This is a genomic window from Mesorhizobium sp. M1A.T.Ca.IN.004.03.1.1 (genome assembly GCF_003997555.1).
GTDB lineage: Bacteria > Pseudomonadota > Alphaproteobacteria > Rhizobiales > Rhizobiaceae > Mesorhizobium.
Genome location: NZ_RZTV01000333.1, coordinates 1 through 271, shown reverse-complemented (window position 1 = coordinate 271; position 271 = coordinate 1). Strand labels below are relative to the sequence as shown.

Genomic DNA, 271 nt, shown 5'->3' with positions numbered 1-271 from the left:
TTTCACTTCACCGATGCCCAGCGAAAGGCCATCGCAGACGGCGCAGATATCTATCTGGAATTGTTTCATTTCCGCGGCCCGCTAGCCCCTAGCCGGATGATGGTCATGAGCGAGCCTGCCGACACGGACAGTTTCCGTTCGTGGTGGAGGGCACAAACGAGCGCGCCGTACCGATTGGATGCCGCGCAGATGCCGTCCGATCTTGGGCGCCCCGTACCCAAACATGGATCAGGGCCATGAGCACAAGATATACGCGAAGGCGTATCCCAAG

Annotated in this window: 1 protein-coding gene; it reads left to right on the top strand. The window is 59.0% G+C overall.

The window, feature by feature from the left end; genetic code table 11:
- On the top strand, positions 1-240 hold a 240-nt coding region (locus tag EOD29_RS36645; RefSeq protein ID WP_206520552.1), incomplete at its 5' end, for a hypothetical protein.
- Positions 241-271: the final 31 nt, after the last annotated feature.